Annotated in this window: 4 protein-coding genes; all 4 read left to right on the forward strand. The window is 73.8% G+C overall.

The annotated features are described in order from the left end of the window. The coding region (locus ACY45C_RS07140; protein WP_462186848.1) for a glycosyltransferase family 2 protein at positions 1 to 832 on the forward strand (832 nt) is incomplete at its 5' end. Next, complete coding sequence (locus ACY45C_RS07145) at positions 829 to 2,466, forward strand: glycosyltransferase (protein ID WP_462186849.1); 1,638 nt, start codon at positions 829 to 831, stop codon at positions 2,464 to 2,466. The genes ACY45C_RS07140 and ACY45C_RS07145, both read left to right, overlap by 4 nt. A gap of 50 nt (positions 2,467 to 2,516) precedes the next feature. Continuing rightward, positions 2,517 to 3,731: a glycosyltransferase family 4 protein gene (locus ACY45C_RS07150; protein ID WP_462186850.1), complete on the forward strand. Its 1,215-nt coding sequence runs from the start codon at positions 2,517 to 2,519 to the stop codon at positions 3,729 to 3,731. A gap of 172 nt (positions 3,732 to 3,903) precedes the next feature. Further along, on the forward strand, positions 3,904 to 4,225 hold a 322-nt coding region (locus ACY45C_RS07155; RefSeq protein WP_462186851.1), incomplete at its 3' end, for a hypothetical protein.

The following is a 4,225-nucleotide window of genomic DNA, read 5'->3' on the forward strand; positions in this document are numbered from 1 at the left end:
GAGCGGCTCGCCGTACTTCTGGACCCGAGGGGACGGCGAACTGTGCGTGCCGATCCCCGACGGCGGCCCGGTCACCCTCGGGTTCACCTGGGCGGCGGAATCGCGCAAACAGGTCACCCTGAGCTGGGACGGCCCGACGGGCACGTCGGCCGGAGGGCGGGCGGACCTCGCGGTGGGCCCCGAGTCGACGACGGTGTCGCTGACCGTCGGCGGTGAGGCGCCGCGGGTGGACGTCATCAACAACGTCGGCGGCATCGTCCTGACCGACGGTTACGGTGCCGACCGCGGTTACCAGCAGGTCGACGCCGGCCAGTTCGACCAGCCGGAGGACGTGTTCACCGCCTGCGGGAACGGGATGGCGATCCGCTCGCCGCTCGGCCACGAGCTCGGCTGGTTCGACGACGCGTTCTTCCTCTACTACGAGGACACCGACCTGTCCTGGCGGATCCGGGCCCGCGGGTACGGCATCCGCTACGTCCCGGGGGCGGTGCTGCGTCACATCCACTCGGCGTCGAGCGTCGAATGGTCACCGCTGTTCGTCTTCCACACCGACCGCAACCGGCTGCTGATGCTCACCAAGGACGCGACCGCGCCGATGGCGTTGGCCGCCGTGATCCGCTACCCGCTGACCACGGTCTCGATCGCGGTGCGCACGCTGCGCCAGGCACAGCGCGCGCGCAGCCGACCCGCGATCCGACCGACCCTGCTGCGGCTGCGAGTGTACGGCTCCTACCTGCGGCTGCTGCCCGACATGCTGCGGGCCCGGCGCGAGATCGGGCGCAGCGCCGCGCAACGGCGGGCGAGCCTGCAGAGCTGGCTGGTGTCCCGATGAACGATCCCGCGAGAGCCGGCCAACCGGCCGAGAACGACCAACCGGCCGGCGACGCACCGGCCGAGGGCGACCGACCGGCCGGCGGGGTGCGGGCGGCGGTCTACAACCGGTTCTGGCACTCCATGGGCGGCGGGGAACGCCACAACGGCATGATCGCCCAGGTACTGGCCGCCGAGGGCGCCGCGGTCGACCTCCTCGGGCACTCCGAGGTCGACCTCGCGGCGCTCGGCGAGCATCTCGGGCTGGATCTCGCCGGCTGCCGGTACGTACGGTTGCCGGACCGGGGCGAGGAGGCCATCGCCGTCCTCTCCGGGCGCTACGACCTGTTCGTGAACGGTTCGTACATGAGCCGGATCATGCCGAAGGCCCGCCACTCGGCGTACCTGTGCTTCTTCCCGACGCCGTTCGACCACGACATGGCGGCCTGGCGTAAGGCCGCGGTCCGCACGGCCGGGCCGCTGCTGCGCGGGGTTCGCCCGGCGGTGAGCTTCGGCCAGGGCTGGTACCCGCCGGAGGGCGGCCGCCGCCGGCAGTGGACCTGGACGAACGGGGCGGGCATCCTCGCTGTCAGCCCGGGCGAGCGGCGCACCCTGCGCGCCGATATCGGCCGGCCCGGCGCGCCCGTCGGCACGGCCTTGCGCCTCCTCGACGCCGACGGCAGCGTGCTGGCCAAGCTGCAGATCGGCACCGACTTCACCCCGTTCGAGGTATCGCTGCCGCCGTCGGCGAACGGTACCGAGCTCACCCTGGTCAGTGACGCGTTCTCGCCGGGCGCGGCGGACGTGCGCGAACTCGGCGTGGCGGTGAGCCGGCCCCGGGTCACCGACGGTGGCGAGGGGCCGATCGCCCGGCTCCCGCTGCGTTTCCCCTGGCTGCTGCGGGACCCGGCCGACCTCGGCTACCTCGACGGCTACAACGTGGTCATGGCCAACTCGCGGTTCACCCGCGGCTGGATCCGCCGGTTGTGGAAGCGCGACGCCGACCTGCTGTTCCCCCCCATCCAGGTGGAACGGCTGCATCCGGCGCCGCGGCGGGAGAAGGCCGTCGTCACCGTCGGCCGGTTCTTCGCCCCCGGCCTCGGCCACGCCAAGCGACAGCTGGAGATGGTGCAGTGGTTCGGCGACCTGTACCGCGCGGGCGACCTGCCCGACTGGACGATGCACGTCGTCGGCGGCTGTGAGGACTCTCAACTGCCCTACCTGGAGCAGGTCCGGGCGGCCGGCGCGGGGCTGCCGGTGCAGATCCATCCCAACGCCCCGCGCGCCGAGGTCGAACGGCTGCTCTCGACCAGCTCGGTGTTCTGGTCGGCCACCGGGTACGGCGAGGACGACGACCGGCGTCCCTGGACGGCGGAGCACTTCGGGATGACCACCGTCGAGGCGATGGCCGGGGGCTGCGTTCCCGTCGTCATCGACCGGGCCGGCCAGCGAGAAATCGTCCGGCACGGGGTCGACGGCTACCGATGGACCGGCTCGGAGCAGGTTGCCTCCTTCACTCGCCGGCTCGCCGCCGAGGACGGTCTGCGCGGTCGGCTCGCCGCCGCGGCGATCGAACGCGCCCAGACCTTCTCCGATGCGGCGTTCGCGCGGCAGTGGCGGGAGATCGCCACCCGGCACGGGCTGTACGAGCGGTGAAGCGGCGCGGTGTGGCGTGGCACTCCCGGAAAGGAGGGGGTGATCCCGGCATGAGGGTCGTGCTGGACGGCACGCCGTTGCTCGGGCAACGCACCGGGGTCGGCCGTTACACCGAGCATCTGCTGACCGGGCTCGCCCGGCTCGCCACCGAGCCCGGGTGGGAAGCCGGGGCCGGGTGGGAACTCGCGGCGACGGCGTTCACCTGGCGCGGGTTGGGCGAGCTCCCGGGCGCGCTGCCGGCCGGGGTGCGAACGGCGGCCCGGCGGGCAGCGGCCCGGCTGTTGCAGGACGCCTGGGCCCGCTCGGAGTACCCGCCCGTCGAGTGGCTCACCGGCCCCGCCGACGTCATGCACGCGACGAACTTCGTCCTTCCACCCCTGCGCCGGGCCCGCGGTGTGCTGACCATCCATGACCTGTCCTACCTGCGTACCCCGGACACGGTGACGGGGGCGTCCGCCCGCTACAGCGATCTGGTCCCCCGCGGCCTGCGCCGGGCGTCCGCCGTGCTGACGCCCAGCCGCGCGGTGGCCGACGAGGTGGTGACGGCCTACCGGCTCGACCCCGCACTGGTGACCCCGACGCCGCTCGGCGTCGACGACGCCTGGTTCACCACGGCGAAGCCGAGCCTCGCCTGGCGCAGGGCCCGTGGCCTGCCCGAGCGGTACCTGCTGTTCGTCGGTTCGGTGGAGCCCCGCAAGAACCTCCCGGCGCTGCTGGAGGCGGTCCGCCGACTGCACGCGGCGAAAATCGACGCTCCGCCGTTGGTGCTCGTCGGGCCTCCGGGGTGGGGACCGGCGCTGGACCTGGCGAACCTGCCGTCCGACGCCGTCGTCGCCGCCGGTTACCTCGACAGCGAGGCGCTGCGGACGACCGTCGCCGGAGCGAGCGTGCTGTGCTTCCCGTCCCGGTACGAGGGCTTCGGTCTACCCCCCCTGGAGGCGCTCGCCGCCGGGACTCCGGTGGTCGCCGCCGACATCCCGACCGTGCGGGAGGTCACCGCCGCTCTCGTCGACGTCGCCGCCCCCGCCGGCCGGACCCCTGGCCAGGCCCCCGGACGGGCCATCACCCGGCCCAGCAGTCCGGTGCGGCTCGTTCGGCAGACCGACCGCGACTCGTTCGCCGACGACCTCGCCGAGGCGATCCTGGAGCTGCTCGACTCCCCCGGCGACACCGACGCCGGCCGGGCGCACGCCCGCACGTTCACCTGGCGGCGCACCGCGCAGCTCACCGCGGCCGTCTACCGCCGGGTCACCGAGCTTCCATAACGCGACAACGAGCAGGACACCGCCGAGAACGGCCCATCCCGCCAGGCACGACAGCCCGAGGTCGGGCGGGCCCGGGGCCGTCTGGTCCCAGGCGGCCCGCAGCCGGTCCAGGTTCGCCAGCGGGGCGAGCGCGGGCCGCTTGAATGCCAGGTCACGGATGAGCATGACCACGGTGAGCGCCGCCAGCGCGGCGACGACCGCGACCGTCGGCAGGCCGCGGCGGCCCAGCGGCAACGACCCGCAGCAGGCCGCGACGACGAAGGCGAGGATCGGCAGCATCGGCAGCAGGTACCGGGTGAACGGCGCGCCTCCGACGGCGACGTATCCCACCAGGGTGGCGACGACGAGCAGGCAGTGCAGGGTGAGCAGAAGGCCGATGACGACGCTGCCGGCCAGCCGGCCTCCCGGCGGATCCGCCTCGGAGTGCCCGTCGTCCACCCCGTCGTCCACCGGCCGGGCCTCGGTGGTACCCGCGATCCGGGCGGCCGGGCGTG

The organism is Frankia sp. CcWB2 (genome assembly GCF_977927585.1).

Excerpts from the sequence above, each read along its gene's own strand:
- ACY45C_RS07145 (WP_462186849.1), top strand. The coding sequence starts at position 829 with ATGAACGATCCCGCGAGAGCCGGCCAACCGGCCGAGAACGACCAACCG.
- ACY45C_RS07150 (WP_462186850.1), top strand. The coding sequence starts at position 2,517 with ATGAGGGTCGTGCTGGACGGCACGCCGTTGCTCGGGCAACGCACCGGG.